The 25,629-nt window shown below is 58.7% G+C and carries 27 protein-coding genes and 1 tRNA gene; 10 read left to right on the top strand and 18 right to left on the bottom strand.

Going from position 1 to position 25,629, the window contains the following annotated elements:
* The 5 genes from RA19_RS08770 to RA19_RS26955 form a co-directional block, all read right to left on the bottom strand.
* A partial coding sequence (locus tag RA19_RS08770; RefSeq protein ID WP_446720269.1) for a calcium-binding protein occupies positions 1 to 2,243 on the bottom strand: 2,243 nt, incomplete at its 3' end.
* Between the two features lie 189 nt (positions 2,244 to 2,432).
* A complete protein-coding gene (locus tag RA19_RS08765; protein ID WP_152615716.1) occupies positions 2,433 to 2,654 on the bottom strand; it encodes a hypothetical protein in 222 nt (73 codons plus the stop codon).
* Between the two features lie 69 nt (positions 2,655 to 2,723).
* On the bottom strand, positions 2,724 to 3,050 hold the full coding sequence (locus RA19_RS08760; protein ID WP_039161616.1) for a hypothetical protein: 327 nt from the start codon (positions 3,048 to 3,050) through the stop codon (positions 2,724 to 2,726).
* Positions 3,051 to 3,091: 41 nt separating this feature from the next.
* Positions 3,092 to 3,352, bottom strand: a complete 261-nt coding sequence (locus RA19_RS26525; RefSeq protein ID WP_152615715.1) for a hypothetical protein — start codon at positions 3,350 to 3,352, stop codon at positions 3,092 to 3,094.
* Between the two features lie 787 nt (positions 3,353 to 4,139).
* Positions 4,140 to 4,286 carry a hypothetical protein gene (locus RA19_RS26955; RefSeq protein WP_193748243.1) on the bottom strand — a complete coding sequence of 49 codons (147 nt, stop codon included), beginning with the start codon at positions 4,284 to 4,286 and terminating at the stop codon, positions 4,140 to 4,142.
* A gap of 216 nt (positions 4,287 to 4,502) precedes the next feature.
* Between RA19_RS26955 and RA19_RS08750 the strand changes: the two genes are divergently transcribed.
* Positions 4,503 to 4,910 carry a hypothetical protein gene (locus tag RA19_RS08750; protein WP_206540267.1) on the top strand — a complete coding sequence of 136 codons (408 nt, stop codon included), beginning with the start codon at positions 4,503 to 4,505 and terminating at the stop codon, positions 4,908 to 4,910.
* A gap of 110 nt (positions 4,911 to 5,020) precedes the next feature.
* Here the strand turns inward: RA19_RS08750 and RA19_RS08745 are convergent.
* Positions 5,021 to 5,106: transfer RNA gene (locus RA19_RS08745), tRNA-Leu, on the bottom strand.
* A gap of 163 nt (positions 5,107 to 5,269) precedes the next feature.
* Between RA19_RS08745 and RA19_RS08740 the strand changes: the two genes are divergently transcribed.
* Complete coding sequence (locus tag RA19_RS08740) at positions 5,270 to 5,848, top strand: YqaA family protein (RefSeq protein WP_039161610.1); 579 nt, start codon at positions 5,270 to 5,272, stop codon at positions 5,846 to 5,848.
* Positions 5,849 to 5,850: 2 nt separating this feature from the next.
* A complete protein-coding gene (locus RA19_RS08735; RefSeq protein ID WP_039161608.1) occupies positions 5,851 to 6,318 on the top strand; it encodes a disulfide bond formation protein B in 468 nt (155 codons plus the stop codon).
* 63 nt (positions 6,319 to 6,381) lie between these two features.
* Here the strand turns inward: RA19_RS08735 and RA19_RS08730 are convergent, their stop codons facing one another.
* The gene (locus RA19_RS08730) at positions 6,382 to 6,807 is read right to left on the bottom strand and encodes an Lrp/AsnC family transcriptional regulator (RefSeq protein WP_039161701.1); all 426 of its coding nucleotides are present in this window, start codon (positions 6,805 to 6,807) and stop codon (positions 6,382 to 6,384) included.
* A 111-nt stretch (positions 6,808 to 6,918) separates the two neighbouring features.
* On the opposite strand from RA19_RS08730, the gene rocF reads away from it, so the two are divergent.
* Positions 6,919 to 7,845, top strand: a complete 927-nt coding sequence (gene rocF / locus RA19_RS08725) for an arginase (RefSeq protein ID WP_039161606.1) — start codon at positions 6,919 to 6,921, stop codon at positions 7,843 to 7,845.
* The gene (locus RA19_RS08720) at positions 7,842 to 8,894 is read left to right on the top strand and encodes an ornithine cyclodeaminase (RefSeq protein ID WP_039161603.1); all 1,053 of its coding nucleotides are present in this window, start codon (positions 7,842 to 7,844) and stop codon (positions 8,892 to 8,894) included. Before rocF ends, RA19_RS08720 begins: the two co-directional genes overlap by 4 nt.
* A 186-nt stretch (positions 8,895 to 9,080) precedes the next feature.
* Here the strand turns inward: RA19_RS08720 and RA19_RS08715 are convergent, their stop codons facing one another.
* Positions 9,081 to 9,665, bottom strand: coding sequence for an HNH endonuclease (locus RA19_RS08715; RefSeq protein WP_039161601.1), 585 nt, complete (start codon positions 9,663 to 9,665; stop codon positions 9,081 to 9,083).
* 228 nt (positions 9,666 to 9,893) lie between these two features.
* Between RA19_RS08715 and RA19_RS08710 the strand changes: the two genes are divergently transcribed.
* Positions 9,894 to 10,547: a pseudouridine synthase gene (locus RA19_RS08710; protein WP_039161598.1), complete on the top strand. Its 654-nt coding sequence runs from the start codon at positions 9,894 to 9,896 to the stop codon at positions 10,545 to 10,547.
* Positions 10,548 to 10,559: 12 nt separating this feature from the next.
* A complete protein-coding gene (locus RA19_RS08705; protein WP_039161595.1) occupies positions 10,560 to 10,982 on the top strand; it encodes a VOC family protein in 423 nt (140 codons plus the stop codon).
* 149 nt (positions 10,983 to 11,131) lie between these two features.
* Here the strand turns inward: RA19_RS08705 and RA19_RS08700 are convergent, their stop codons facing one another.
* Entirely contained in the window at positions 11,132 to 11,797 is a 666-nt protein-coding gene (locus tag RA19_RS08700) for an alpha/beta hydrolase (protein WP_039161593.1), read from the bottom strand.
* Positions 11,794 to 12,453, bottom strand: coding sequence for a DNA-3-methyladenine glycosylase family protein (locus RA19_RS08695; RefSeq protein WP_241479041.1), 660 nt, complete (start codon positions 12,451 to 12,453; stop codon positions 11,794 to 11,796). Before RA19_RS08695 ends, RA19_RS08700 begins: the two co-directional genes overlap by 4 nt.
* Positions 12,454 to 12,548: 95 nt before the next feature.
* Here RA19_RS08695 and RA19_RS08690 point away from each other — a divergent pair, with 95 nt between their 5' ends.
* On the top strand, positions 12,549 to 13,766 hold the full coding sequence (locus RA19_RS08690) for an MFS transporter (RefSeq protein ID WP_039161591.1): 1,218 nt from the start codon (positions 12,549 to 12,551) through the stop codon (positions 13,764 to 13,766).
* Between the two features lie 81 nt (positions 13,767 to 13,847).
* Here the strand turns inward: RA19_RS08690 and RA19_RS08685 are convergent, their stop codons facing one another.
* The 4 genes from RA19_RS08685 to RA19_RS08670 form a co-directional block, all read right to left on the bottom strand.
* Positions 13,848 to 14,624: a squalene/phytoene synthase family protein gene (locus RA19_RS08685; RefSeq protein WP_039161588.1), complete on the bottom strand. Its 777-nt coding sequence runs from the start codon at positions 14,622 to 14,624 to the stop codon at positions 13,848 to 13,850.
* Entirely contained in the window at positions 14,614 to 16,251 is a 1,638-nt protein-coding gene (gene cimA, locus RA19_RS08680) for a citramalate synthase (RefSeq protein ID WP_039161586.1), read from the bottom strand. Before cimA ends, RA19_RS08685 begins: the two co-directional genes overlap by 11 nt.
* Positions 16,251 to 17,633, bottom strand: a complete 1,383-nt coding sequence (gene cysS / locus RA19_RS08675) for a cysteine--tRNA ligase (RefSeq protein WP_039161698.1) — start codon at positions 17,631 to 17,633, stop codon at positions 16,251 to 16,253. The genes cimA and cysS overlap by 1 nt, the downstream gene beginning before the upstream one ends.
* Before the next feature lie 302 nt (positions 17,634 to 17,935).
* The gene (locus tag RA19_RS08670; RefSeq protein WP_039161585.1) at positions 17,936 to 18,517 is read right to left on the bottom strand and encodes an outer membrane protein; all 582 of its coding nucleotides are present in this window, start codon (positions 18,515 to 18,517) and stop codon (positions 17,936 to 17,938) included.
* Between the two features lie 1,202 nt (positions 18,518 to 19,719).
* Here RA19_RS08670 and RA19_RS08660 point away from each other — a divergent pair.
* Entirely contained in the window at positions 19,720 to 21,270 is a 1,551-nt protein-coding gene (locus tag RA19_RS08660) for a trimethylamine methyltransferase family protein (protein WP_039161582.1), read from the top strand.
* Between the two features lie 35 nt (positions 21,271 to 21,305).
* On the opposite strand, the gene RA19_RS26520 is transcribed toward RA19_RS08660, so the two are convergent.
* Both RA19_RS26520 and RA19_RS08650 read right to left on the bottom strand, forming a co-directional pair.
* On the bottom strand, positions 21,306 to 21,509 hold the full coding sequence (locus RA19_RS26520; RefSeq protein ID WP_152615714.1) for a hypothetical protein: 204 nt from the start codon (positions 21,507 to 21,509) through the stop codon (positions 21,306 to 21,308).
* 413 nt (positions 21,510 to 21,922) lie between these two features.
* Positions 21,923 to 23,143 carry an acyl-CoA dehydrogenase gene (locus RA19_RS08650; RefSeq protein ID WP_039161579.1) on the bottom strand — a complete coding sequence of 407 codons (1,221 nt, stop codon included), beginning with the start codon at positions 23,141 to 23,143 and terminating at the stop codon, positions 21,923 to 21,925.
* Between the two features lie 98 nt (positions 23,144 to 23,241).
* Here RA19_RS08650 and RA19_RS08645 point away from each other — a divergent pair, with 98 nt between their 5' ends.
* Complete coding sequence (locus RA19_RS08645; RefSeq protein WP_039161577.1) at positions 23,242 to 24,153, top strand: LysR substrate-binding domain-containing protein; 912 nt, start codon at positions 23,242 to 23,244, stop codon at positions 24,151 to 24,153.
* Between the two features lie 67 nt (positions 24,154 to 24,220).
* Here RA19_RS08645 and phoB read toward each other — a convergent pair whose 3' ends face one another.
* Positions 24,221 to 24,910 (bottom strand): phosphate regulon transcriptional regulator PhoB, encoded by a 690-nt coding sequence (gene phoB / locus RA19_RS08640; RefSeq protein WP_039161574.1) that lies wholly within the window; start codon positions 24,908 to 24,910, stop codon positions 24,221 to 24,223.
* A gap of 3 nt (positions 24,911 to 24,913) precedes the next feature.
* Positions 24,914 to 25,624, bottom strand: coding sequence for a phosphate signaling complex protein PhoU (gene phoU, locus RA19_RS08635; RefSeq protein ID WP_039161572.1), 711 nt, complete (start codon positions 25,622 to 25,624; stop codon positions 24,914 to 24,916).
* Positions 25,625 to 25,629: the final 5 nt, after the last annotated feature.

The following is a 25,629-nucleotide window of genomic DNA, read 5'->3' as shown; positions in this document are numbered from 1 at the left end:
CCGCCGCCCTGCAGCGCATCATTGCCATCGCCGCCATAAAGCTGATCACTACCGTCACGCCCGTGCAGCACGTCATTGCCGCCCTGGCCGCGCAGACGCGAGCCGGAGTTCAGTGCGTAGATCGTGTCGTGATATTGGCTTCCAACTGCCCATTCGAAGCCGGTGACCGTCGCCTGCGTATCCAAATGCACTGCGGTATCAGAAATAACATTGCCAAACTGATTGTGCTCCGTCGCATGGCTGCGCATCCAGCTTGAGCCGGTTTCCAAGTCCAGAAACGTGACACTATAGCCTGCGACATAGTCGGCAGGCCACGCAGGCACGCCAGTCACGTCAGGCGCCAGGATCTCAAAGGTATCTATGCCACTGCCGCCTTCGTACGAAGCGCCATCGACTAGTTCGCCCGCCACATAGTCATGCCCGGTGCCGGCATCCACCGAGACATTCTGTGCGCCAAAGTTGCCGTGGCTGGCCACATTGGAGATCAGGCGCCCGGTGTCGATGATCAGCGTGTCGCCGTGGCTGCTGCCGTAAATTTCGGCAAAGGAGACAGCGTCAAAGGAATCCGCGGTGACCAGTTTGATGCTGTGCGCCGCTTGGCGCATGTCAAACAGGCGCAGGTCGCCCACATGGAATTCTTCGAAATTAGAATGAGTGGCCAAAATGCGGAAATTCGAGGCATCGGCGCCGTAGAACTCGCCCTTAACAAAGCGCACCGTGTTGTGATCCACCACGATGTCGCCAGTATAGCCGTCCGGATTGCCCTGGGTCAGACCCGCGGTGCTCAACAAGTCCCAGCCGTCACCGCCATCAATACTGCCAACCGAGGAGCTCCGGTAGTAAGCGCTGACTGCAGTGCCTCCTCCGCCGTCCTGGGCAAAATTGAAGCTGTCATTGCCCCCCAGCAGATTGACCGGCCGGCCCGCTGGGGCATAGACGGTATCTGCATTATCGCTGGTACTGTAGGCCGCCGCGTCCTTTTCCAGTATATACAACCCGCCATTGATCACAGCGGGATTGTTCGACAGGTGGATAAAATCCCAGGGGTTGGTGGTGTTCGGATCAACGCCTGGGAAAACAATGTTTGAGGCCGACAAAGTAGGCCGGGTTTCAAAACGCCCGTCGAAGGCGAAATAATACCGTGTTTCACCGAGGTTCGGGTCAATATCCAGGGTCAGCTCCTGGTAATACTTTCCGTAGACACCGTACTTCGCCCGGATGTCCGCTGACAGGGTGGCAAAGTAGCTTTGGCTGTTGGTGAACCCGCCATATGCGTCGGCAATGACCTGGGCCCGGCTGGAGGTCTCATTGCCGCTGCTGCCGCCGGAAGCACTGTACCACCAATCCGGCAGGGTGCCGCCGTTGTCATGCACTGCCGCCTCAATAAGGCCCTGTGTCACAGCTGCCGGCGACAGGTCGATCAGTCCGTTGGCACCTAGTTCAGCATTGACCGCCGCAGAGATAATGACAGGGGCGATGTAATCAAAGAAATAGTCAGACACCCCCCAGCTCAAGATTGAAGCTGTCATTTGAAGGGCGATGGTCAGCAGCTCGGCGGGGTCCCCGTCCCCTTTGGCAGCGGCAACGATGCCAGGGGCAAGGTAGGTCGCCATGTTGACAACATTCACCACCGCCTTTGCCGCGGGCGGCAGCGGCAACACTTTCAAGATCGATGTTGCTGCCCGGACCGCGGTTGCAACTGCAAGCCCGATGTTTTCAGGGCTGGTATCGCCCGCCAGCAGCTTCTGGGCAAAGGCCCTCGCATCAGCGAGGTTTTCCATAGCATTCAGAACACCCTGATTGAACTGCACCTTCTCTTCCGGAGTGCTGGGAAGGTAGGCAGCGGCCGAAGGGTCGGTTGCAATCTGGGCTTCGAACTGAGCGATCATGTCAGCTGACAGCTGCTCGGCCTGTGCCTCCCGCTCCGCAACGGTGAAATTTGCATCCGGCTCAGCCGCCAGCCCCGTAGCGTCATTGACCTGCGCCATCAGCGCCTCGGCGATCTGACTGACCGCCTGGACGGACACCGGACTGGAGGCGCCTACGCCTCGTTCCCCAGCAATCAGCTGTGCAGAGAGGTCAATGTTCTCCTGCTGCAGTTCCGCCGCCGAAAGCCCCTCGCCGCTGCTGCCATAGAATCCTGTATCGCTGAGGTCCAGCAATGGCTCGTTGCCTTCTTCGGCAGCCCGGAGAAATGCCTCGTAGATGGCAAAGGCCTCAGCATCCGTTGTGACAGTTTTCACCACCCGCTCTCTCCTGTGTGCCTCGGCCCCCAAGGGCACCATTCTTTTATTTCGGGCGTTTGGAACTCAGGCAGACAACGGCGCCTCTAAAACACCTTGCTACATTCTGAGCTAAGCCTGGTTCCCGCCTCAGCGCGCCGCCGCACCGGCAACACGCGCAACTCTTGGCTGCATACGCCTTGACTGCACTCAAGCAGGCAAAGAAGCAATAAACCCAAGGCCAAAGCGTATAAACCCTTGGCCAAACGATATAAACCTTTGGTATATGGCCCCTCTAAAGTCCCCAAAAGCCATGAAACCAAGGTTTTTCATAGCCGAGACCGGCGTCATCTCATCTGGAAATGAAGTCCATTGGACTTGAGCACTGCTGTCACCCAGAGATCCAAGTCCTTTGAGGCGTTGATCGCTCATCTGCGCAGCCAAAGGCCAGAGCATCCCGCGTCCTTTCCTACGCCGCCCCCTTCACATCCAACGGGTCAATCACTGGCCGAACATCTGCGCGCGCACCTCGATCATCGGATGCACATCATGGGCAGCCTGAACCATGGGCGGGATATCCGCGAAGATGTAGCCCGGCAGGTAAGCGCTGGTGACCGGCTCGGCGCAGCGTTTCTTCCCCTGGCGCTTGAACTCGATCTTGCGCGGGGCGAAGGCCTCGACTCCGAGAGCCCGCGGCTGGCGCTCGACGGTGAACTCCCCTTGCTTCTGGCTCACGATTTCTGGCCCCTCGCCCGTCTCCACCACGAAATGCAGGTTGCGCGGGAGGGTGCCTTTCTGGGTGGTGGTGATGCCCAGGTACCAGGTCATTCTGCACCGGTCCTGTGCTGGGTGTCCGTGCACTTGTGCAGCTAGCCGCCGGGCGTCGGGTCGAAACCGACTTCACGCATGATGTCGCTGGCCCGCTCCGCCGTGACGCGCGGCGCCTTGGGCTCCTCCGGCTCGGGCTGCACCAGCTGAGGCTTGGGGCGCTTGCGAAGAATGAACGATCGAATGGCGCCAGCGTCGGGCTTTCCCAAGCGGCCGCGGGCGGAGCGGTTTTCCGGGTCGGTCTGGTAATGGCGCCAGGCGTCACGGATCTCGCTGTGGCTGCAGTTCTCCAGAACGTCCATCCAGCCCTCCCTCTCAATTGCTTGCGTGGCGCCGGGCGTTTCAGCGTCGTGCCAGAACTGGCCGAGAATAGCCTGCGCCCTACCCCCAATCTTGGCCCGAGGTGCCTGTTGCTGTTGCGGTGAAAACGCGTTGAAGCCGGTCGGGGTCGCGGGGAGATTTTGCATGTTGGCCTCCGGGGATGATCTTGGGGGGGGTTGGGAGTTGCGCATCCAGTTGCGGCATGTGGCGAGCCATTCGAGCTTGACGCCCTTCTGCCCGGCCACGCTGTGCCAGTAGTCGCGGAACTTGCCGGCCTCAGCGCGAATGACGGGTTCCGCGCTATTTTTTGAAGAAGCTTTAGCTTCTTCTTTTACCTTCTGGTTTCTAGCCTCCGGCTTCCGGGGGGGGTATCCGGCACGGTATCCTCACCTCTAACCAACAGATTATTTGCCGTTTGTTTTGAAAGGCTTGCATTGCAACCCTTACGGCCATTACTGCGAGCCGTTGCCGCCTTCTTCGCCATTCGCACCACCTTCCGCGAGTAGATGACGCCCGAGCGTGCGGGAGAAGATGCGGCCATTTCCAGTTCGCCAAGCAATGCTGCGATTTGGTCGGACGGGGCTCCTACCAGTACGGCGAGTTGCGCCTCTGTCGGGGAGTGACCTTTGACAAAAAGGTGGCCGTAAGGGGTGGCCTCATGCATCAGGCAAATCATCTCGATTCAAGAACCGCGCGCTGTCATGCGGCACCTTCTCAAGGCGGGATCAGACCGCCAATCACCTGTATAGAACTTAATCCATGGGTTGCTCATGCAATCTGCCCCCGGAACTCGATGCCGCAGGCATCCAACGCCTGCGCAACGGTCTCCACAACGGCTTTCTGCCCGCGCCATGCGGCGTGCCATTCCTGCTGATCAGGCGTCAAGCTCGCTAAATACACCTGGCGCGCGCTCATTAAGTCGCGGCGGAACAACCCTAGGGTTAAGTCCGATCTTGCTGAAAGGACCAAGCGCTCCTACCGGAGAGCCATGGATCGGATCATGGAGAAGAACGCCGGCAAAGACGTTGGCGCCCCCCCCCCGCCAAGCGATCCGCGCCACCCATGACAAGCTTTCGGAACCCCGCGCAAAACCGACAAATACCGATCCTCGGGATTGGGCAGCGCCCTAACGTGGCAATCCAGACGCGCCGGGACCAATTCCGCGGCGAATGGATGGAGCTCCTGGACGAAAAGGCCGAAGAAGCCCTCGATACCTACTGCCCGGAAGATCTGAGCAAGTACGTCGATCAGCTGCTGAACAGAAGCCGTCACGTCCTCTCAAAAAACCTGTCACAGCCACTTGGCTACGACGCTATTGAAAAGGCCTTCCGCAGCTGGCGAAACAGTCTTGGCGAGAAGGCGAAACCATTCGTCCTGCACGGGTTGCGGAAATTGGCAATCATCTGCTTGACTGAGGCTGGCTGCAGTGACGCGGAGATCCAAGCAGTCACCGGTCCAAGCGCCGAAATGGTAGCTTATTACCGCAAGCGCGCAAGCCGCAAGACGCTTTCGCGGTCAGCCCAAATGCGCCGCACCTAGGTTTTGAACGGAAAAAGAGCAGAACATGCCTGTGGGTGTCGCAAGTGGGAGCCACAAGAAAGAACGACAAAGGCCCGCAGCAAGAACGCGCTGCAGGCCTTTGTTTTTATTGGTACCCAAGGCCGGACTCGAACCGGCACGCTGTCACCAGCGGGGGATTTTGAATCCCCTGCGTCTACCATTCCGCCACTTGGGCCACGTAGTGTTCCTAGCCAAGCACGCGCCGGAGGTCCAGAGGCAAATCGGCCTTGCGCCAGTGAAAATTCCGTCCATGGCAAATTCATCGGCCGCAAAGCTTGACGGACCAAGGTTCGCATGCCACCTCCCACAGCAAAGCCATTGAGAGCGCAGGTCAAAACATGCTGAAACCGCTATACGACAGGACAATGGCTCTGGCTGATCACCCCAAAGCACTTTGGTGGCTGGCTGCAGTTGCCTTTGTCGAAAGCTCCGTTTTCCCAATCCCGCCTGATGTGCTGATGATCCCGATGATACTGGCCCGCCCCTCCCGGGCGTGGCTGGTCGCTCTGGTGGCGCTGGTTGCCTCAGTTGCGGGCGGGGTTCTGGGCTATGTGATCGGCTCCTTCTTCTATGACAGCTTAGGCCAGCCGGTGCTGGAAGCTATGGGCAAAGGAGATGCCATGGCAGAATTCAACACCCGGTTCAATGACTTCGGCTTCTGGACAGTTCTGGGCGCCGGCATCACGCCGTTCCCCTACAAGGTGATCACCATAATGTCTGGGTGGACCGGGATGCCGCTTGGCACTTTCATTGCCACCTCTATCCTTGCGCGGGCATTGCGCTTTTTCATCGTCGCGGGGCTGCTTTGGCAATTCGGGTCCCCGATCCGCGATTTCATTGAACGCCGCCTCGGGTTTGTCTTTTCGGCCTTTATGGTCGTTCTCTTCGGCGGTTTCCTGATGGTAAGGTTCATCTGATCATGCATCGAATTCTGATCATTCTGGCAGCGGGCGGTTCCGCCGCACTTCTGCTTGGCGCCCTGGGCTTTCAGTACATCGGCGAAATGGCGCCTTGCAAACTGTGCTACTGGCAGCGCTATCCTCATGCTGCCGCCGCGGGGATCGGCGTTCTCGCGCTGCTCATTCCTGGAGCGGCGCTGCCGTACCTCGGAATGCTGGCTGCGCTTGCGACAGCTGGTATTGGCGCCTACCACACCGGAGTTGAACGCGGGCTTTGGGAGGGCCCCTCCACCTGTACTTCCGGTCCAATCGGCGGCCTGTCCCCCGACCAGCTGATGGAACAGATCATGTCCGCGCCGCTGGTGCGCTGCGATGAAGTCCCCTGGGAGATGCTTTCCCTCTCCATGGCAAGCTGGAACGCAATCGCATCCTTTGGCCTTGCACTGCTTTGGATTGCCGCCGCCAATCACGCCCGCAAGCAGGGTTAACCGGTTAGAAAGTTGAAGTGCGGCCGGTAACATTCTGGCCGCACTTGCGTATCCTGAAAACAGCTAGGTCTCTTTCTTGGTTGCCAGCAACAGATTTGTTTCGCTGCTGACCACACCCTCAAAAGTCCGTATCTTGGCGAGGGCCGTATCCAGCGTCTCCAAAGTTTCGGTGCCAAGCTCGACGATCAGATCCCAGCGGCCGTTGGTTGTGTGAATTGCCCTCACTTCAGGCAAACCCTGCAGTTGCCTGGTGATCCGGCTGGTGCCGCGGCCCTCGATCCCGATCAGCATCAGGCCGCGAACTGGGTCGCGCAAGACATCCTCCTTCAGAACGACAGTAAACCCCAGAATGTCTCCGCGCGCTTGCAGTCGCTCAATTCTGGCTCTGACCGTTGTTCTCGAAAGGTTCAGTTCCAATGCCAGGTCGGACAAGGACGCCCGCGCGTTGTGGCGTAACGCCGAAACCAATCTCTCATCCGTTTTGTCCATTGCTAACCTCAATTTGAACATTTGCGCTCCATTATGAGCAAAATGTAGGATGGATTCCATCTCGTTTCGGAAGTTTCTAGTAAGAGAGTTGAATTTTGAGAGACCAAACCTGTGACATCGCAACATTGCATCCTGATTGGCGCACCCGTTGACAGCGGCAAACGGCGAGCCGGCTGCCTGATGGGGCCGGATGCCTACCGCACCGCTGGCATAACCGAAGCCTTGGAAAGCCTGGGCCATTCGGTCGAAGATCTCGGAAACCTCGCGCCGGACACCCACACGGCTGACCGCGGAGACGGCCGGGTTTTTGCACCCAATGAAACCGCTGGCTGGACATCGCGGCTGGCTCAGGCTGCCGAGGACGCTCTGGAATGCGGTCTACCTGTGTTTCTAGGCGGGGACCATTCCTTGTCGCTGGGCTCAGTGTCCGGGGCGGCCAATTTTGCCGCGAAACAGGGCCGTCCACTGTTTGTGCTGTGGCTGGATGCGCATACGGATTTCCACACGCCGGAGACAACTGACAGCGGCAACTTGCACGGAACGCCTGTCGGTTATTTTACAGGCCGCGAGGGGTTTGATGGCTTTCCTGATGTCGCAAACCCTGTCCCGCAGGAGAATGTTTGCATGATTGGCCTGCGCTCCGTCGATACTCAGGAACGGCTGGCCCTGGAAGGCAGCGCCATCCGGACCCATGACATGAGGGACATCGACGAGAACGGCATCGCTGGCCCGCTCAACCGCTTCCTTCAGCAAGTCGCCCAAGCCAACGGCATGCTGCATGTGTCGCTGGACGTCGACTTCCTGGATCCCTCTGCCGCTCCCGCCGTCGGCACCACGGTTCCGGGCGGCGCAACGGTTCGCGAAGCCCATCTGGTCTGTGAAATCCTGCATGACTCCGGCCTGATGACCTCGCTGGATCTGGTCGAACTGAACCCCTTCCTGGATGAGCGCGGCCGCACTGCGCATCTGATGGTCGACCTTTGCGCCTCAGCGCTCGGCCGCCGCGTCTTCGACCGCCCGACACGGAGCTACCAATGACCCTTACAACGCCTTCCGATAAGGCTCTTGTGCCTTTCGTCAGCGTCGACAATATGATGCAGCTGATCCATCATATCGGCATTGAACAAATGCTGCGCGATCTCGCCGGATATGTTGAAGAGGACTTCAAACGCTGGGAACTGTTCGACAAGACCCCGCGGGTCGCCAGCCATTCCGACGTCGGTGTGATCGAGCTGATGCCCACATCCGATGGTGAGGCCTACGGTTTCAAATATGTGAACGGCCACCCCAAGAACACTTCCGAGGGGCTGCAAACCGTTACCGCCTTTGGCTTGCTCGCGGATGTTTACACCGGATACCCGGTTTTGCTGACCGAGATGACGATTCTGACGGCCCTGCGCACCGCAGCCACTTCCGCAATGGCGGCTAAGTATCTGGCGCCAAAGGGGGCAGATACGATGGCGATGATCGGAAATGGCGCTCAATCCGAGTTTCAGACGCTGGCCATGAAAGCGATCATCGGACTGAAGTCGGTACGGCTTTACGACAAGGACGCGGCTGCTACAGAAAAATGCGCGCGAAATTTGCAAGGCCTCGGCGTCGAGGTTGTCTCCTGCAAAACACCTGAGGACGCCATCGAGGGCGCACAGATTCTCACCACCTGCACTGCTGACAAGCAGTATGCGACCATTCTGACCGACAATATGGTCGGCAGCGGTGTGCATATCAACGCCATCGGCGGCGATTGCCCCGGCAAGACCGAGCTGGCAGCAGGCATCCTCAGCCGCTCCGATGTCTTTGTCGAGTATCCGCCGCAAACCCGGATCGAGGGTGAAATCCAGCAGATGCCGGAAGACTTCGCCGTAACCGAGCTTTGGGAGGTAATTGCGGGCCGCAAACAAGGCCGCACCGGAGATCGCCAGATCACCCTGTTCGACAGCGTCGGCTTCGCGATCGAGGACTTTTCAGCGTTGCGCTACATCCGCGACCGCATCAAAGGCACAGGCTATTTCACTGAGCTGGATATGCTTGCCGATCCGGATGATCCTCGGGATCTGTTCGGAATGCTTCAGCGCGCCAAGGGCTGACATCATGCAAAGGCGGCCCGCTTGAACCGAGGCCGCCGGCACTTCCAGCCTCTTCAGCCTTCGCCGGTTGCAACCGGCCTTGCAAGCAGGTTTCATGGGGATCTGAAATCCTGCTGCCCACTATGGGAAACGCATGCGGATGAAGAGGCTGGAGATCTTATATCCCAGCCGCTTAACTGGACAACTTCAAGCGTCCAGCTCGGTATCCCAATACAGGAAATCCATCCAGCTATCATGCAGGTGGTTCGGAGGGAATTTCCGGCCAGTATTGCGCAATTCCTCGGCGCCAGGTCGGCGCGGCGGCTTGCGCAGCGACATGCCCGCCCGGTGCAACGACTTGGACCCCTTCTTAAGATTGCAGGGGCTGCAGGCTGCGACGACATTCTCCCAGCTGGTCACCCCGCCCGCAGCCCGCGGCACCACATGGTCGAAGGTCAGGTCGCCCTTGCTGCCGCAATACTGACAGCGGAATTCATCCCTCAGAAACAAATTAAAGCGCGTGAAGGCCACGCGCTTTTGAGGTTTCACATAATCTTTCAGAACGACCACAGACGGTATTCGGATCTCGGTACTCGGACTGTGCACCACCTCGTCATACTCAGCCACGATAGCGACCCTGTCGAGCCACGCGGCTTTCACCGCATCCTGCCAGGACCACAAAGACAACGGGTAGTAGGACAATGGCCGGTAGTCCGCATTCAACACCAGCGCCGGGTGCTGTTTCAACGCCCCGGGAGACCTGACAAACTCTGCCCTGAAATCGCCATCCATGGTGAACGTCTTCCTCGCCCTGATCTTCCGTTTCCGGTACCAGGGCGGGGAACCCGCCCCAGCCTAACTTTGACTATATATCGTGGTTAGCGCCTGACAAGCCCTGATCAGCCACAATATGTCGGGAGTTTGCTAGACCGATTCCGTGACGACCGCATGACAGTTATCCACAAGCCGTCCGGCCTCGGCCTGCTTGCCATGGCTACTGGAGCAGCTTATTGCCGTGCCATGACCCGCCTGATCCGTTTCAACAAACCCTATGACGTGCTGCCCCAGTTCACCGATCGTGGCAGCCAGGGCAGCCCCCGGGCCACTCTCAGCGATTTCATCGATTGCCCGAGCGTCTATGCGGCAGGTCGGCTGGACCGGGACAGCGAAGGGCTGATGCTGCTGACCGACAACGGCCGCCTGCAAGCCTGGATTTCCGATCCCAAGCATAAGATGGAAAAGACCTATTGGGTTCAAGTGGAGGGTGTTCCGGCTGAAAGCGCCCTCAAGATGCTCGCAGAAGGCATTGAACTTAAAGACGGAAAGACAAAACCCGCAAAGGTGAGGCCGATCCAGGAGCCGACTGGTCTCTGGGCCCGGACGCCTCCGGTCAGGGTGCGGAAAACAGTTCCGGACAGCTGGATTGAGCTGAAAATCCGCGAGGGGCGGAATCGCCAGGTCCGCCGGATGACAGCTGCGGCCGGGCACCCGACATTGAGATTGATCCGGTATGCAATTGGCGCCTGGACGCTGGACGGGCTGGCGCAGGGTGAATGGGATGACTTGGAACCGCCCCGGATTCCTGGCCCGCCAAAGCCCTCGCAGAAACCGCCGCGGAGACCTAAGGGCAAACGGCTCCCGCCAGCCAAGGGTGACAGACCCCGCCGCCGCTGATAGCCTGCCGTCATGTTGCCGCAAGCTCCAGCACCGCAAGCCATACTTGAAGCTTCGTTATACGTTGACGATCTGGACGCTGCTGAGGAGTTCTATGCCGGTGTGCTCGGACTCGAGCTCATCCAGCGGATCGGCAACCGGCATGTGTTTTACCGCTGCGGCGCCTGCGTGCTGCTTCTGTTCAATGCGAATGAGACCGCGAAACCGCCCGGAAATCCGCGTTTGCCAGTTCCGCCGCACGGCGCCAGCGGCCCCGGGCACATCTGTTTCGCGCAAACGAGGGAGGACCTGCTGCGGATGCGGTCGCGGTTGCTTGCCGCGGATGTTGAAATCGAGGCTGAGTTCGACTGGCCGCACGGCGTTCGATCGATCTATTTCCGCGATCCAGCCGGGAACTCGCTGGAGATCTCCGAACCGCACCTCTGGAGCTACTGACAAGCGGGAGGCGAACCGGAAAATTCAAATTTTCCGGCCAAAATTCTTCGCAAGAATTATGCGGAGCATTCGCGCTGACGGGCTCAACCTGGCGCGGCCTATCTTTGATGCGGCAGCAACAGGGCGGGAGCGCCCCGCCCTTCAAAATCTTATAGGCTCAGCTTGTCGCGCAAAAATGCCAGGGCAACGCTTAACCCATCCGGCGCGATGCCATGCGCCGTGCCCTTTTGGATATGGGCAAACACGTCCTGAAACCCTGCTTCCTGCAAAGCTTCAGCGGCTTGCGGCAAAGACTGAACCGGAACAACGTCATCCTGATCACCATGCACCAGAAGAATGGGCATCTTTGAGACCAGCTCATCTTTCAGAAGTTCCGGTGCCAGCAGCCGCCCGGAGAAAGCAACAATTCCGGCCACCGGATCCTCGCGCCGGGGCGCGACATGCAGACTCATCATCGTGCCCTGGCTGAAGCCGAACAGAACCACCTGCTCCGGCAGCACATCCTCATCCACCATAAGGGCGTCAAGGAAAGCATTAAGATCCTCGACCGCCGCCTGCATACCCCGCATACTTTCCTCTTCGGATGATCCGTCGATCCAGGGAATAGGGAACCATTGGAAGCCAAAAGGCGCTCCTGCGCAGGCTTCGGGTGCATCCGGAGCGACAAACAAGGTATCCGGCAAATGCTCGGCCAAAGGATCCGCCAGCCCGAGAAGGTCCGCGCCATTGGCGCCATAGCCATGCAGGAACACTACAATCGACCGGGTTTCCCCGGAAACCGGCTCTTTGCGGCCGGCGTTGAGTACACGAGTCATCGGATTCCTTCCCTGTCCTTCGCCACCCGGTAATAGGCCCAGAGAATGCGGGCCGCAACCGAACGCCAGGGCGACCAGGCCTCGGCCAATTGCCGCATCTCCCGTTCTTTCGGCCGTTCTGTGAGATCAAACAAATCCCGGGCGGCTTCTTGAAGAGCCAGGTCGCCATGCGCAAACACATCCGCGCGTCCCAGAGAAAACATCGCATAAATCTCGGCAGTCCAAACTCCGATCCCTGGCACTTGGACAAGCGTGGCGATCACCTGTTCATCAGGAATCTCACGCAAGCTTTTGAAATCAATACGAGCATCGGCCAGAGCACGGGCATACCGGATTTTCTGACGGCTCAAACCCACCGCTCGCAGCGCGTCGTCAGAAGCCCATTTTATCTTACGTGGTCCAGTCAGCCCCGCCGCCTTCATCCGGCTCCAGATCGCATTTGCAGAGGCCACGCTCACCTGCTGGCTGACAATCGCGCTGAGCAGCTGGGCAAATCCCTCCGGTTTTCGGCGCAACGGCAACGGACCGGTCGCCTCAAGCGCACGCGCAAAACGTTCATCATGCTGGGACAGCCATTCCGCACCTTCCTGGACACAGGCATCGCTAACAATGATCCGCCCTGCCCCGGGAATTAAGGTCTGCTGTTCTGACGCCACGTCATCTCCCTCATGCCGCAGCCTGAAAGAAAGCGTGATCGCTTACGGCACAGCGGCGGCTTGCTCCTCAACATATTCACAGCTACGCATCCCACATGAGTATGTCCATGACCACCCCCAGCGACGCGGTCGCTAAGAAAAACGTTGCCGTCCTGGTTCTGGCGCAGGCAATCCTTGGCGCCCAGATGCCAATGATATTTACGATTGGCGGTCTGGCCGGCCAGTCACTGGCCTCCAATCCGTGCTTTGCCACATTGCCAATCTCGCTGATCGTTGCTGGATCAATGCTGGCCGCAACGCCTGTCTCTGCAATTATGCAGCGCTGGGGCCGGAGAGCCGGTTTCTTTGTGGGGGCGGTGTTTGGCGCCCTCGGCGGGCTGGTAGGAGCCTACGGGCTCTATCTTGGCTCGTTTCCAGTCTTTCTGCTCGGCAGTCTGCTAACAGGCGTCTACATGAGCGCGCACGGGTTCTACCGGTTTGCAGCGGCCGACACAGCCTCTGACGCATTCCGCCCCAAGGCGATCTCCTATGTTATGGCTGGCGGCCTTGCTGCGGCGATCATCGGCCCTCAAGTTGTGAAGGCCACCAGCCAAGCCTTTGTTATTCCGTTCCTCGGTACATATCTTGCAGTGATCGCCGTCAACGTTCTGGGGGCCGCGCTGTTTCTGTTCCTCGACATTCCCAAACCGCCCGCACCCAGCGCTGACACCCCGAAGGGCCGCAGCCGGATGGAGCTTTTGAAAACGCCGGTGATTGCGGTGGCAGTGATCTGCGCGATGGTTTCATACGCCTTGATGAACTTGGTCATGACTTCGACGCCGTTGGCCGTGGTCGGTTGCGGCTTTACCGAAGGCAATGCCGCGGATGTTGTCACCTCCCATGTTCTGGCAATGTATGTCCCGTCCTTCTTCACCGGTCATCTGATCGCCCGCTTCGGCGTGGAAAAAGTCGTTGCGGCGGGGCTGGTCATCCTTGCAGGTGCCGGTGCTATCGCCTTGCAAGGTGTTGACTTGGATAACTTCTTCATTGCGCTTGTCTTGCTTGGCATAGGCTGGAACTTCGGCTTCATCGGCGCAACAACCATGCTTGCCGGAGCCCATGAGAGCTATGAGCGGGGCCGGATGCAGGGACTGAACGACCTCCTCGTTTTTGGCGGTGTCACCATGGCATCGTTGGCGTCCGGCGGGTTGATGAATTGTTCCGGCGGCAGCCCGGTAGACGGCTGGAGCGCGGTGAACATGGCCATGGCACCGTTCCTTGTATTGGCAGGCGGTGCGCTTATGTGGCTGGTCATGCGCCCTAAGGAAGCTTGATCCGCCTGGCTCTCGGCCATTCAACTGCTGAAAGGCGTCCAACCGGACGCCTTTCTTATGATCCTGTACGAACTTGCAAAGCTACCATCGGCCCGTTGCGGCATTCCACATTAACCCGGCCCGGCGTCTGAACTCACTTTGTCCCAGGGCTCCCTGCGCCACTCTTTCAGGCTCACGGAGAGCTTGTTTCAGGATTGTCTCGGCCTGCCAGCCTGCAAGCAGGCCGTAACCGGCTTCCTTCGACACTTTCGAGCGGCGGGACCTGGCGCTCTTTATTTTCCTCAATGCCTTAGCAGCCAATGCCTGCACACCTGCATGCGTGCCATCAAGCAGAGGGATACGTTTCTGGGCTTCCAACTCCGGGATCGCGCGCAGCCAGTTGGCAACTCCGGCTCCATAGGCAAAGTCCCGCACCGCGGCCTCATCTGCGTCACCAAGCGAGGCCGCCGCCATCCACATCAGCGCGCCACTGGTCCGGTTTATGTAACTGTCGAACTCCGCTTCGCTTTCAAAGGGCTCTTTGTAGATGTCCCACCGCCGCGCTTCCGCCATTGCATCGATACAGCCCGCTAGGTCCGGCCGCAGACACCGCCCCAGCGGTGTCGCAACAAAATGGCGGCGCACAGGTTTGCCTTCGGAAATCTCGGCACCAGTATCCCGCCACCATTGCACGCGCATCTCGGCAATCATGCTTTCCTGGCTTGCCCAGGGAGCTTTTGCGAGCTCAATATTGAAGGCATACAAGGAAAACAGCAGCGGCCGCGCAGAGACCGGCGCCGCCATCGTGGCAAGAAACCGGTCCGGATCGCTCTGCTGAACCAATTCCGCACATGCGGTCAAATCAGTGTCAAACTGCATCCGCCTGCCCGGACGCACTGCCGTCATGAATTAGCTTCCAGCGGATCGCATCCAGCAGCGCCTCAAATGAGGCGTCGATTATGTTCGGACTGACACCTACTGTCGACCACCGGTGGCCCTGGCTGTCCTCACTGTCGATGATGACCCGGGTTACGGCCTCGGTGCCGCCTTGTGTGATACGCACTTTAAAATCGACCAGCCGCATATCCTCAAGTTGCGACGAGTACCGTCCCAAGTCTTTGATAAGCGCCCGGGCCAGCGCATTCACCGGCCCGCGGTCGCTGCCGGTTTCATCCAGCGATTCACTGACAGACAAGCGTTTTTCGCCGTCGACTTTCACCACAACGACCGCCTCGGACAGGCTGACCATTCTGTTGTACTTGTTCTTCCGGCGTTCGACCGTGACCTTGTAGCGTTTGACCTCAAAAAACTCCGGCAGCTGGCCAAGCTCTTCCCGCGCCAGCAGCTCAAAGGAGGCCTGGGCCGTGTCGTAGGAGTAACCCTCGGTCTCCCTCCGCTTAATCCGTTCCAGAATCCTGGCCAGCGCCGGGTCGCTCTTTTCTACGCTCAACCCTGCATCAGCCAGCCGTTTGCGCAGGTTGGATTGCCCCGCCTGGTTCGACATTGGGATAACCCGGGCGTTCCCGACCCGGGCCGGGTCAATATGCTCATAAGTCGAGGGATCTTTAAGGATCGCACTCGCATGCAGCCCTGCCTTATGTGCAAAGGCTGAGGCTCCGACATATGCCGCCTGCCGCACTGGAACCCGGTTCAAAATGTCATCCAGCATCCGGCTGATCCGGGTCAGCCCAGCCAGCGCGTCCAGGCTCACCCCGGTTTCGAACTGACTGGCATAAGGCTCCTTCAACAGCAGCGTCGGAATCAGCGCCGTCAGGTTGGCATTGCCGCAGCGCTCGCCGAGGCCATTCAGCGTGCCTTGGATCTGACGCGCTCCTGCGTCCACCGCCGCAAGAGAGCAAGCAACAGAATTTTCCGTGTCGTTATGGGTATGTATGCCAAGTTTTTCACCTGGAATTCCAGCCGCAACCACCTCGGAGACAATCCAGCTCACCTCTGCAGGCAGCGCACCGCCATTGGTATCGCACAGAACCACCCAGCGCGCGCCAGCCTCCAGCGCCGCGCGGCAAGCCGACAGCGCGTATTCGGGGTTGTCCTTATAGCCGTCAAAGAAGTGCTCAGCGTCAAACAGCGCTTCGCGCCCTTGCGCCACGATATGCGCGACCGAGGCCCTGATATTGTCCAGGTTCTCTTCCAGCGCAATCCCCAGTGCATGGGTCACATGGTAATCGTGGCTCTTGCCGACAAGACAAACTGCTGCTGTGCCCGCGTTCATCACCGCCGCCAGAACGTCGTCATTGGCAGCCGAGCGCCCCGCCCGTTTGGTCATTCCAAAAGCGGTCATCGTCGCCTTGGTTTCAGGCGCTTCGCCAAAAAATGCACTGTCGGTCGGGTTTGCGCCGGGCCACCCTCCTTCGATGTAGTCGATACCTAGGTTATCAAGCGCCTGGGCAATTTGCTTTTTTTCAGCGGTCGAGAATTGCACCCCTTGGGTTTGCTGTCCGTCCCGCAGGGTTGTGTCGTAAAGATAGAGGCGTTCCTTGCCCATCAAAGCGCCTCCAGCTTGGCCGGATCAAACCCAGCACCGGGCACCAGTTCGACACCGGTCTTGCTCATCCGCACTTCCAATCCGGCTCCCACATAGGCTGCCTTGATCCGGTCGACTTCGGAAAAATCCTTATTTTCCATCGCCTTTTGACGGACTTCAAACAGCTTTTCCTCAAAAGCCGACAAATCGATAGAAGGTGCTGACGCCCACTCCCCCAACTCGTCCGTCAACAGCCCCAGAATCTGCGCTGAGGCAAGCAGTCCGGCGCCGTCATCTGCGGCTGCCAGTTTGTGCAGAACGGTAATCGCGCCCGCGGTATTGAGATCATCCGCCAGTGCATCCAGGACCGCGGCAGCAGCGCTGGATGCGGGCTCGATGCCCGCGGTCAGCGCACGCCACTTCCGCAATGTCGCCTCGGCTTCCTTGGCTTTCTTTTCCGTCCAGTCCATCGGCTTGCGGTAATGGGTCTGCAGGAACACCAAGCGGATCACCTCGCCCGGGTAGCCTTGGTCAAGCAAGTCGCGCACGGTAAAGAAATTGCCCAGAGATTTGGACATCTTCTTGCCTTCGACTTGGAGCATTTCATTATGCAGCCAAAACCGTGCAAAGCTATCTTCACCATGGGCACAGCAGCTTTGCGCAATTTCATTCTCGTGGTGCGGGAACATCAGATCGTTGCCACCGCCGTGAATGTCAAAAGTCTCGCCCAGCAGATCATAGGACATCGCCGAACATTCAATGTGCCAGCCCGGCCGGCCCCGGCCCCAAGGGCTGTCCCATCCGGGCAGCTCGTCCGAAGACGGCTTCCACAGCACAAAATCCATCGGGTTTTTCTTGTAAGGCGCAACTTCCACCCGCGCGCCAGCAATCATGTCATCTACTGAACGGCCCGACAGCTTGCCATAAAGTTCCTTCCAGCTGTCGACAGCAAAAAGAACGTGGCCTTCAGCAGCATAGGCATGCCCCTTGGCAATCAGATCTTCGATCATCGACACCATCTGCGGGATGTATTCCGTAGCCCGCGGCATATGGTTGGGCTCCAGCGCGCCGAGCTGTCCCATGTCGTCCAGGAACCACTGCGTGGTTTCCGCGGTGATATCGCCAATCGGGCGCCCGCTTTCGGCTGCACGGGCATTGATCTTATCGTCGACATCCGTGAAGTTCCGGGCGTAAGTCACTTGATCTTCGCCATAAACCTCACGCAGCAGCCGGTAGAGAACATCGAACACCACTACCGGGCGCGCATTGCCCAGATGCGCCCGGTCGTAAACCGTAGGGCCGCAAACATACATCCGCACGTTGCTGGCGTCGATCGGCTCAAAGACCTCTTTCTTGCGGGTCTTCGTGTTCTGCAGCTTGATCACTATGTCCTTGGTTTCCATGCCCGGTTCCTTTTCCATGCCCAGCCAGAACAGGCTGTCATCACCCAATGCGCGCAGCGCGGGCTTAGCAACTTGTCAGGGAAATGAAAACGACAGAAACCAGCCCGCTGATATGTCAGCAGGTAATGCAGCAGATAATGGTGGTGCAGATCTGGTTCATACCGGCGTGAATAACACGCACAGGCGGCCCAGCCAACCCACTTACCGCAAAATACAATGGCCGCCCCGTCTGCCTTGGGCACAGACCGGGCGGCCAGGAGCGCGGCGGAACAGGAGAGTGCCGCGCTCCCGTTTCAGGCTGATCAGAACTTAAATGACGCGCGCAACGAAACCGAGGTTGCGTCCGAACCAACACCTGAACTTCCGAACTCGTCGAAGTCATGTTCCAGAACTTCGCCACCGATCTGCCACTGATCGGTCACTTGGTAAGCGATACCTACGCCGTAAAAATCGCCGGTCTCGCTGCCCAGCGAGCTGTCGGCCTCGGCGACGCCGCCGGTGACATAGGCCAGCACATTGCCAAAGTCATATCCGGCCTTCACCTTGGCCCGGGCCACTGAGTCAATGTTTGCCCCGGCTCCCAAATCCACGTCGGTGGAGTCATAGTCCAGTTCACCGCCCAGCACAAAACGGCCGAAGTCGTGGTTGTAACCGCCATGAATACCATAAGCGGTATCGTCGCCGGAAGCACCGTTGCTGGCATCCGCATCCAGCTGGCCGATTTGGCCGCCCAGATAGAAACCGGTCCAGTCACCGCCATCATTGGCAACCGGCACCGGGGCCGGCGCGGGTGCCGGTTCGATCACCGGCTCGCTCACATTACCGGCAAATGCCGCACTGCCCATAACGGTTGCGATGGCTGTCATTGCTACGAAACGAGTCATTCAGACTTCTCCTTTTGCAGTCCCGGCACAGGTCCTGCACCGGTGAGCGGTACAAAAGATGTCTGAAGGGGAAGTTCCAGAGCCGAAGGCCTCACGCCTTCTGAATTGGCAGTGACTAGCCGAAATCGCGGAAGCGCCTGCGTATTTCCGCCGGAATCGGCAAGCGAAATTCCGCCAAGCCATTGAATTATTGAAGTCTTGCGCCTAGGCGGTCAGCGAGTGGAGTGACCGCCAAAAAACTGGCTTAAAACCGGAAGGCAGCCGTCACTGAAAGTGTTTCACCGCCTTCCCGGGCGCCGCTGCCTGTGGTGCCGGCCTCGTGATGCAGCAATTCCCCGGTCAACTGAAGCGCGCGGTTAAGCGACACCCGCATCCCTAAACCCAAAAGCGGTCCCTCGGTTTTGCGGCCAGACGAACGGGCTTGCAGCCTTCCAACCGAAACGAAACCGGTGGCCGGTCCAAAATCATAACCTGCCAGCAGGCGCAGGTGGCGGGCTTCGTCTGCCTGAACAGCCCGGGCTAGAACTCCGGAATGTTCGCGGGCAACGCTGCCGCCCAGGATGAGACTTCCAATCTCCTGCCCGTATGCCAGCTGAAAAGTCCGGTTGCTTGTCTCCGCTGCGGCCACTGCAGGCCCACTGGTACTGATCAACGGCTGCCCCAGCCCGTCAGCTAACGCGGGCAACTGGGCGAAAGTGCTAGCGGCCAGAATTGCGCAAGCCGCCAAAGTCTTTGTGGTTATCCTAACCGTCGGCATGTGGCTGTGCCTTTTCCAAATGCACCGTTCCGGCGCGCCATCCCCTAGACCCCCACTATCAAGCATTAATACTTAATATTTGGTTCCCGAGACCAAACTGCCAAGAAGCCAGCACGCTGCAAAGCGTTAAAAACAGAGGTTAAATCAATAAATTTGCGAACATTTTATTCAAAGCACCGCCTGCTTCGGTTGTCAGGTCCGCGCGCAATACCCGCATGAAAAACATGTCGCTTTTTTCACCATGGTCGCTTATGTGCTAGAAACTTCGCAAAAGCATGCCAGATTGCGGACACGAGACACAGGAGACCGCATGCAGGGAGAACGCTGCTTTGTCAGCCTCATCTACCGCACCATTGGTGCGGCGCGCGGCCGTGCAGCCAGGGGGCGGCCGAACTGAGTAGGGATTCACGTTACTTCCACTCACTTCCCTGAAAGGCTCAACAGAATGAACGACCAAGCCTCCTCTTCCCGCGCTGGCCGCAGCGGCGGGCGCAACGCGCGCCGTGCAGCCCGGGCTGCCGCATTGCCGGAACACCTGCGCCCGGTTCGTCCCGGCATGGAATCCACTGCGCTGAAAATGCTCAGCCAGGCGGACATGGAAAAGATCCACGAAGCCGCGCTGACTGCGCTTGAAGAGATCGGTCTCGCCGACGCTCCGCAAAGCGGCATTGACTACCTGACCGGCGCCGGCGCCATCCTGGGCGATGACGGCCGCATCCGCTTCCCCCGCGCGCTGGTTGAAGACACCATCGCCAAGGCCAACCGCTCAATCACCCTGTTCAGCCGCGACGGCAAGAATGACCTCGAGCTTTCCGGCGGCCGCGTCCACTATGGCACCGCCGGCGCTGCGGTAAGCATGGTCGATGTTCACGGCCGGGAGTACCGAGACTCCACCGTGCAGGACCTGCACGACGCTGCCCGGATTTGCGATCAGCTGGACAATATCCACTTTGTCCAGCGCCCGATGGTTTGCCGCGACATTCCCGACAACTGCGAGATGGACCTGAACTCCATCTACGCCTCCTGCGCGGGCACCAACAAACATGTCGGTGTCTCGTTCACCGAACCGGATTTCGTGAAGCCCGGCCTGGAACTGCTGCACATGATTGCAGGCGGTGAAGACAAATGGCGGGAACGTCCGTTTGTGTCCAACTCCAACTGCTTTGTGGTTCCGCCGATGAAATTCGCGACGGAGTCCTGCGAAGTGATGGAGGAATGCATTAAAGGCGGCATGCCAGTGCTGCTTCTGTCGGCTGGCATGGCCGGTGCAACAGCGCCTTCTACCATTGCCGGCGCGATCACCCAAGCCGTTGCTGAATGCCTTGCAGGCCTGGTTTATGTGAACGCTGTGAAACCAGGTGCTCCCGCAATCGTCGGAACCTGGCCGTTCGGCCTGGACCTGCGCACTGGTGCCATGACCGTTGGCTCCGGCGAGCAGGCACTGCTCACCGCAGGCTGCGCCCAGATGCACAAATTCTACAATCTGCCGGGCGGCGCCGCCGCAGGCGCGTCGGATTCCAAGCTCCCGGACATGCAGGCTGGCTGGGAGCAAATGTGTTCTGCAGTCATGGCAGGCCTCTCCGGCCTGAACATGGTTTACGAAGCGGCAGGCATGCACGCGTCGCTTCTGGGTTTCTGCCTCGAATCTCTGATCCTGGACAACGATTTGCTTGGTCAGGCACAGCGCTGCGTTCGCGGTATCGAGGTAAACGATGAAACTCTGGCACTGGACCAGATGCGCGCAACTTGCATGGGTGGTCCCGGCCACTACCTGGGTACTGATCAGACCCTCAGCCGGATGCAGGTCGACTATGTCTATCCGGATCTGGGCGACCGCACCTCGCCAAAGGAATGGGCAGAACTCGACAAACCTGATCTGATTGTCAAGGCAACGGCCAAGAAAGAGCAGATCCTGTCCCAGCGCGCCGCAGCCAGGTTCGATGCAGCCACCGACATGGCAATCCGCGAGAAGTTCAACATCCACCTGCCGGCCTAACAGCCGCCACAACGGATCTTTGGACGGGCCAGAGTTCAGTCTCTGGCCCGTTTTCTTTTTGCACAGCGATGTTCTTCTGGCTCAGGCAGAACTAGAGCCAAACCGGAATGCAGCTTTTCCGACAGTTTTTCTTGGCGCTTGAAAATACCGCTTCCATCCTCGCCCAAGGCATGGTAACCTTTTGTTAATACGAAATTTTTCGCACAGTACACGCCTTCAAATTGCTGGTGGCTTTGCACAAACGCGCGCCAAAATTTGCAAACTCAGCCTGCAGGAACGCCAAACCCAGCCTTTGCGTTCTCACTCAGCAGGAAAAACTCAGCATTTTTGCAAAAGGATCAGCTTCTTGAGGCCATTTTCTCTGGTTTGAAATTTTGCCATTCGATTGGACAAATTTCCAGGACCAGCCTGCACAACATCAAAGCAGTCGCTTCTCCGTTAACCTTTCGGCAGACGAAAGGAGCACTTTTCACGAAAATTCAGCCAATGGCTTCGATGATCTTTAAGAATTTCGGATCCTAAACTGCCCCTACGAAAGACGTTCACCGCTCTATGACTATTGCAAAATCGCCCGCCTTGCTTTGGGTTGCATAAATGAAATTTCGCTTTGCGGAAATGCAGCGCAAGCAGATCCTTGCGCTGCACAGAAGAATTAAAAGAACGCCTGGAGTCCTGTCTGTGCCCGGCCCAAAATCAGCGCGTGCACATCGTGGGTGCCCTCATAGGTGTTCACAGTCTCCAGGTTCACCATGTGACGGATGACGTCAAACTCCAGGCTGATACCGTTTCCGCCATGCATGTCCCGGGCGTGACGCGCAATCTCCAGAGCCTTGCCGCAATTGTTGCGTTTGATGATCGAGATCATCTCTGGTGCGGCGTTGGCCTCATCCATCAAGCGGCCAACCCTCAGAGAGGCCTGAAGGCCCAGCGTGATTTCAGTCTGCATATTGGCCAGTTTTAGCTGGAACAGCTGAGTATTGGCCAGCGGGCGTCCGAATTGAACCCGGTCCAGCCCGTATTGACGCGCGGCGTGCCAGCAGGCTTCAGCCGAGCCCATCACCCCCCAACTGATGCCATAGCGCGCACGGTTCAGACAACCGAATGGGCCTTTGAGACCTTGCACATGCGGCAGCAGCGCATCTTCGCCAACTTCGACGCCGTCCATTACGATCTCGCCAGTGATCGACGCCCGCAGCGAGGCCTTGTTTTCAATCTTCGGCGCGCTCAGCCCCTTCAAGCCCTTCTCAAGCACAAAGCCGCGGATCTTGCCGCCGTGCGCTTCCGACTTTGCCCAAACAACAAAAACATCCGCGATCGGTGCGTTTGAGATCCACATTTTGGAACCCGTAAGCCTATATCCGCCTTCGGTTTTCTCGGCGCGGGTCTTCATGCTGGCTGGGTCAGAGCCTGCGTCCGGTTCTGTCAGACCAAAGCAGCCAATCCACTCACCAGCGGCCAGTTTCGGCAGATACTTTTTGCGCTGGTCTTCGCTGCCGTATGCGTAAATCGGATACATCACCAGCGAGCTTTGCACCGACATCATCGAGCGGTATCCGCTGTCCACACGCTCGACTTCGCGGGCAACCAGACCATAGGAAACATAGCCGCCGCCAAGACCGCCGTATTGCTCGGGAATGGTGGTGCCCAACAGGCCCATCGCACCCATCTCGCGGAAGATCTCCGGATCCGTTTCTTCATTTTCATAAGCACTTAGAACGCGCGGCTGAAGTTTTTCCTGACAATAGCTGCGTGCCGATGCGGCAATCATGCGTTCATCTTCGGTCAGCTGATCGTCCAGCCGCAGAGGGTCTTCCCAAGTGAAACGGCCCAGGTCCGGCGCATCCTTGGCGCGCAGTTCGGGAGTGTCGGTCATTGTCCTGCCTTTCGGATGTGATCTAGGCAGAACCCTAACGGGAGGTTACCAGGAAAAACAGCGAGACTTTGGCAAGCACATATGCGAAACACTCATACATGAGCACACCGCGGCGGTTTCTGCCTTCCATTTCATCCCTGCGCGCCCTGGAGGCGCTGGACCGGCTGGGCAGCGCCTCCGCCGCTGCTGAAGAGCTTGCATTGACTCAAGGTGCGGTCAGCCGGCAGCTGCAAACGCTGGAGAAGCAGCTGGGTATGGAATTGGTGCAACGGGATCAGAAGCGGCTGGCACTGACCTCTGAAGCTCAGGATTATGCAGCCGAGATCCGGCAGGCGCTCAACCAGATCGTACAATCAACCCTGCGCCTGCAGGCAGCGCCACTGGCCGGCACGCTGAACCTGGCCATATTACCCGCATTTGGAATGCGTTGGCTGATGCCGCGTCTGCCTGAGTTCGCCAGGCTGCACCCGGATGTCACCATCAACATGTCAACCCGGTTGGAGCCATTCAACTTTACCACGGAACCCTTTGATGCAGCTATCCATTTTGGAAACGCGAACTGGCCTGGAACGCAGTCACTGCTGCTAAAACATGAACAGTTGCTTCCCGTTTGCGCGCCGGTGCTGCTGGACGGACGGCGCATCAGAGAACCGAAAGATATCCTGAAACTTCCGCTTCTGCATATTCAAACCCGCACAACGGCCTGGCGCGATTGGTTTGAACTGCACGGCATCACTGCAAAGGACGACCTAAGCGGCACGATATATGACCAATTCGCAACCATTACCCAAGCTGCCCTGCATGGGCTTGGGGTGGCTTTGATGCCGGATTACCTGGTCGAACAGGACCTGGCGACCGGCCGCTTGGTCGCCTTGCACGGAGAACCTGCCGAGACAGAAGGCGCCTACTACCTAGTTTGGCCGGAGCGGAAATCCAGCGCGCCTTCCCTTGTCAAATTCCGGGAGTGGCTGGCAGGCAAAGCGCAGCCGGAAGATCCCCTGCCGCGCTGACCGCCGCAAAATGAGGGGGGACACGCGTGCACATTCTGTTGCACCGCCTGTCCCCCGGTTCCATTTATCAGCCGAGCGCGTAGCCTGCGCCGCGGACGGTGCGCACAGGGTCGCTTCCGCCGTGCTGGGTCAGCGCCTTTCGCAGGCGACCAATGTGAACGTCGACAGTTCGGGTGTCGACATAGATATCGCGGCCCCAGACCCGGTCCAACAGCTGTTCGCGGCTCCACACCCGGCCGGGCTTCTCCATAAATGTGGAAAGCAGGCGGAACTCTGTCGGCCCCAGCTTCAGCGGGTTCTCGGCGCGGCTGACTTTGTGGGTTTCCGCGTCCAGAACGATGTCATCGTACTCCAGACGCACGCCTACAGTGGAAGGCCGCACCCGGCGCAGCTGGGTGCGCACCCGGGCCATCAGTTCAATTACCGAATAGGGTTTTACGACATAATCATCAGCACCGGTTTCCAGGCCGCGGACCTTGTCCACCTCTTCCGACCGGGCCGACAGCATGATAATCGGGATGTTGCGGGTCTCGGGGCGGGTTTTCAAGCGGCGGCACACTTCGATGCCCGATAGGTTCGGCATCATCCAGTCGAGGATGATGATATCCGGCATATCCTCATCCACCACCAGCAGCGCTTCCTCGCCATGTTCAGCGCGGAGCACCCGGAAACCATCTGCTTCGAGATTGTAGGCCAGGACTTCCCGCTGGGCCATTTCGTCTTCAACAACCAGAACGGTGGGCTGGTCGGCAGCCATCGGTCAGATCTCCTGCGCCGTTGTAGAGGTGGTATCGGCTTTCTTGCGGTCTTCTTCCGGCTTTTCACCGGTCACCAGGTAGATCACCTGCTCGGCAATCGAGGTAACGTGGTCGCCCATCCGCTCGGTGTTTTTTGCAATAAAATGCAAATGCATACAGGCCGAAATGTTGCGCGGATCTTCCATCATGTGGGTTAGAAATTCACGGAACAAGGCATTGTACATCTGGTCAACGTCGCGGTCGCGGGCGATGACATCGGCAGCAAGCTCCACGTCGCGCTGGATGTAGGAATCGAGTGCGTCTTTCAGCATCCGCTCCACTTCGCGCGCCATCCGGCGCAGGGCAGCAGCACCTTCGCTGACACTGGGGCCCTGGGCCAGAACACCGGTTCGCTTGGCCATGTTTTTGGCATAGTCGCCAATGCGTTCCAGGTTGCCAGCGATCTTCAGCACCGACAGCACCAGGCGAAGATCCGAGGCCGCAGGCGCGCGCAGGGCGATCAGCCGGGCTGTTTCCTCGTTGATCAGCTCCTCCAAGCCGTCGATGGCCTTGTCCGCCTGGCGGACTTCCAGAGCCAGTTCTTCGTCGCGCGTCTCCAATGCCTTGGCTGCTTCGCGGATGGCGTCCTCGACCAGACCGCCCATCTTCATGATCCGGGCCTGAATCGCCTCCAGATCGCGGTCGAAAGCGGATGCAATATGCTGTTCTACCATGTTGA

The organism is Leisingera sp. ANG-M1, assembly GCF_000813745.1.
Lineage (GTDB): Bacteria > Pseudomonadota > Alphaproteobacteria > Rhodobacterales > Rhodobacteraceae > Leisingera.
Note: the sequence above shows the minus strand (reverse complement) of the source record. Positions and strands in the feature narration are given on the sequence as shown.

What these genes read in the sequence shown, in the direction of transcription:
- RA19_RS08685 (WP_039161588.1), bottom strand. Translation starts at nt 14,624, where the DNA reads ATGCAGTTTGACACTGATTTGACCGCATGTGCGGAATTGGTTCAGCAG.
- RA19_RS08735 (WP_039161608.1), top strand. Translation starts at nt 5,851, where the DNA reads ATGCATCGAATTCTGATCATTCTGGCAGCGGGCGGTTCCGCCGCACTT.
- RA19_RS08760 (WP_039161616.1), bottom strand. Translation starts at nt 3,050, where the DNA reads ATGACCTGGTACCTGGGCATCACCACCACCCAGAAAGGCACCCTCCCG.
- RA19_RS08730 (WP_039161701.1), bottom strand. Translation starts at nt 6,807, where the DNA reads ATGGACAAAACGGATGAGAGATTGGTTTCGGCGTTACGCCACAACGCG.
- cimA (WP_039161586.1), bottom strand. Translation starts at nt 16,251, where the DNA reads ATGGGCAAGGAACGCCTCTATCTTTACGACACAACCCTGCGGGACGGA.
- RA19_RS08690 (WP_039161591.1), top strand. Translation starts at nt 12,549, where the DNA reads ATGAGTATGTCCATGACCACCCCCAGCGACGCGGTCGCTAAGAAAAAC.
- RA19_RS08765 (WP_152615716.1), bottom strand. Translation starts at nt 2,654, where the DNA reads ATGAGCGATCAACGCCTCAAAGGACTTGGATCTCTGGGTGACAGCAGT.
- RA19_RS26955 (WP_193748243.1), bottom strand. Translation starts at nt 4,286, where the DNA reads ATGAGCGCGCGCCAGGTGTATTTAGCGAGCTTGACGCCTGATCAGCAG.
- phoU (WP_039161572.1), bottom strand. Translation starts at nt 25,624, where the DNA reads ATGGTAGAACAGCATATTGCATCCGCTTTCGACCGCGATCTGGAGGCG.
- RA19_RS08670 (WP_039161585.1), bottom strand. Translation starts at nt 18,517, where the DNA reads ATGACTCGTTTCGTAGCAATGACAGCCATCGCAACCGTTATGGGCAGT.
- RA19_RS08740 (WP_039161610.1), top strand. Translation starts at nt 5,270, where the DNA reads ATGCTGAAACCGCTATACGACAGGACAATGGCTCTGGCTGATCACCCC.
- cysS (WP_039161698.1), bottom strand. Translation starts at nt 17,633, where the DNA reads ATGGAAACCAAGGACATAGTGATCAAGCTGCAGAACACGAAGACCCGC.
- RA19_RS26525 (WP_152615715.1), bottom strand. Translation starts at nt 3,352, where the DNA reads ATGGACGTTCTGGAGAACTGCAGCCACAGCGAGATCCGTGACGCCTGG.
- RA19_RS08660 (WP_039161582.1), top strand. Translation starts at nt 19,720, where the DNA reads ATGAACGACCAAGCCTCCTCTTCCCGCGCTGGCCGCAGCGGCGGGCGC.
- RA19_RS08700 (WP_039161593.1), bottom strand. Translation starts at nt 11,797, where the DNA reads ATGACTCGTGTACTCAACGCCGGCCGCAAAGAGCCGGTTTCCGGGGAA.
- RA19_RS08650 (WP_039161579.1), bottom strand. Translation starts at nt 23,143, where the DNA reads ATGACCGACACTCCCGAACTGCGCGCCAAGGATGCGCCGGACCTGGGC.
- RA19_RS08720 (WP_039161603.1), top strand. Translation starts at nt 7,842, where the DNA reads ATGACCCTTACAACGCCTTCCGATAAGGCTCTTGTGCCTTTCGTCAGC.
- RA19_RS08710 (WP_039161598.1), top strand. Translation starts at nt 9,894, where the DNA reads ATGACCCGCCTGATCCGTTTCAACAAACCCTATGACGTGCTGCCCCAG.
- RA19_RS08705 (WP_039161595.1), top strand. Translation starts at nt 10,560, where the DNA reads ATGTTGCCGCAAGCTCCAGCACCGCAAGCCATACTTGAAGCTTCGTTA.
- RA19_RS08645 (WP_039161577.1), top strand. Translation starts at nt 23,242, where the DNA reads ATGAGCACACCGCGGCGGTTTCTGCCTTCCATTTCATCCCTGCGCGCC.
- RA19_RS08715 (WP_039161601.1), bottom strand. Translation starts at nt 9,665, where the DNA reads ATGGATGGCGATTTCAGGGCAGAGTTTGTCAGGTCTCCCGGGGCGTTG.
- phoB (WP_039161574.1), bottom strand. Translation starts at nt 24,910, where the DNA reads ATGGCTGCCGACCAGCCCACCGTTCTGGTTGTTGAAGACGAAATGGCC.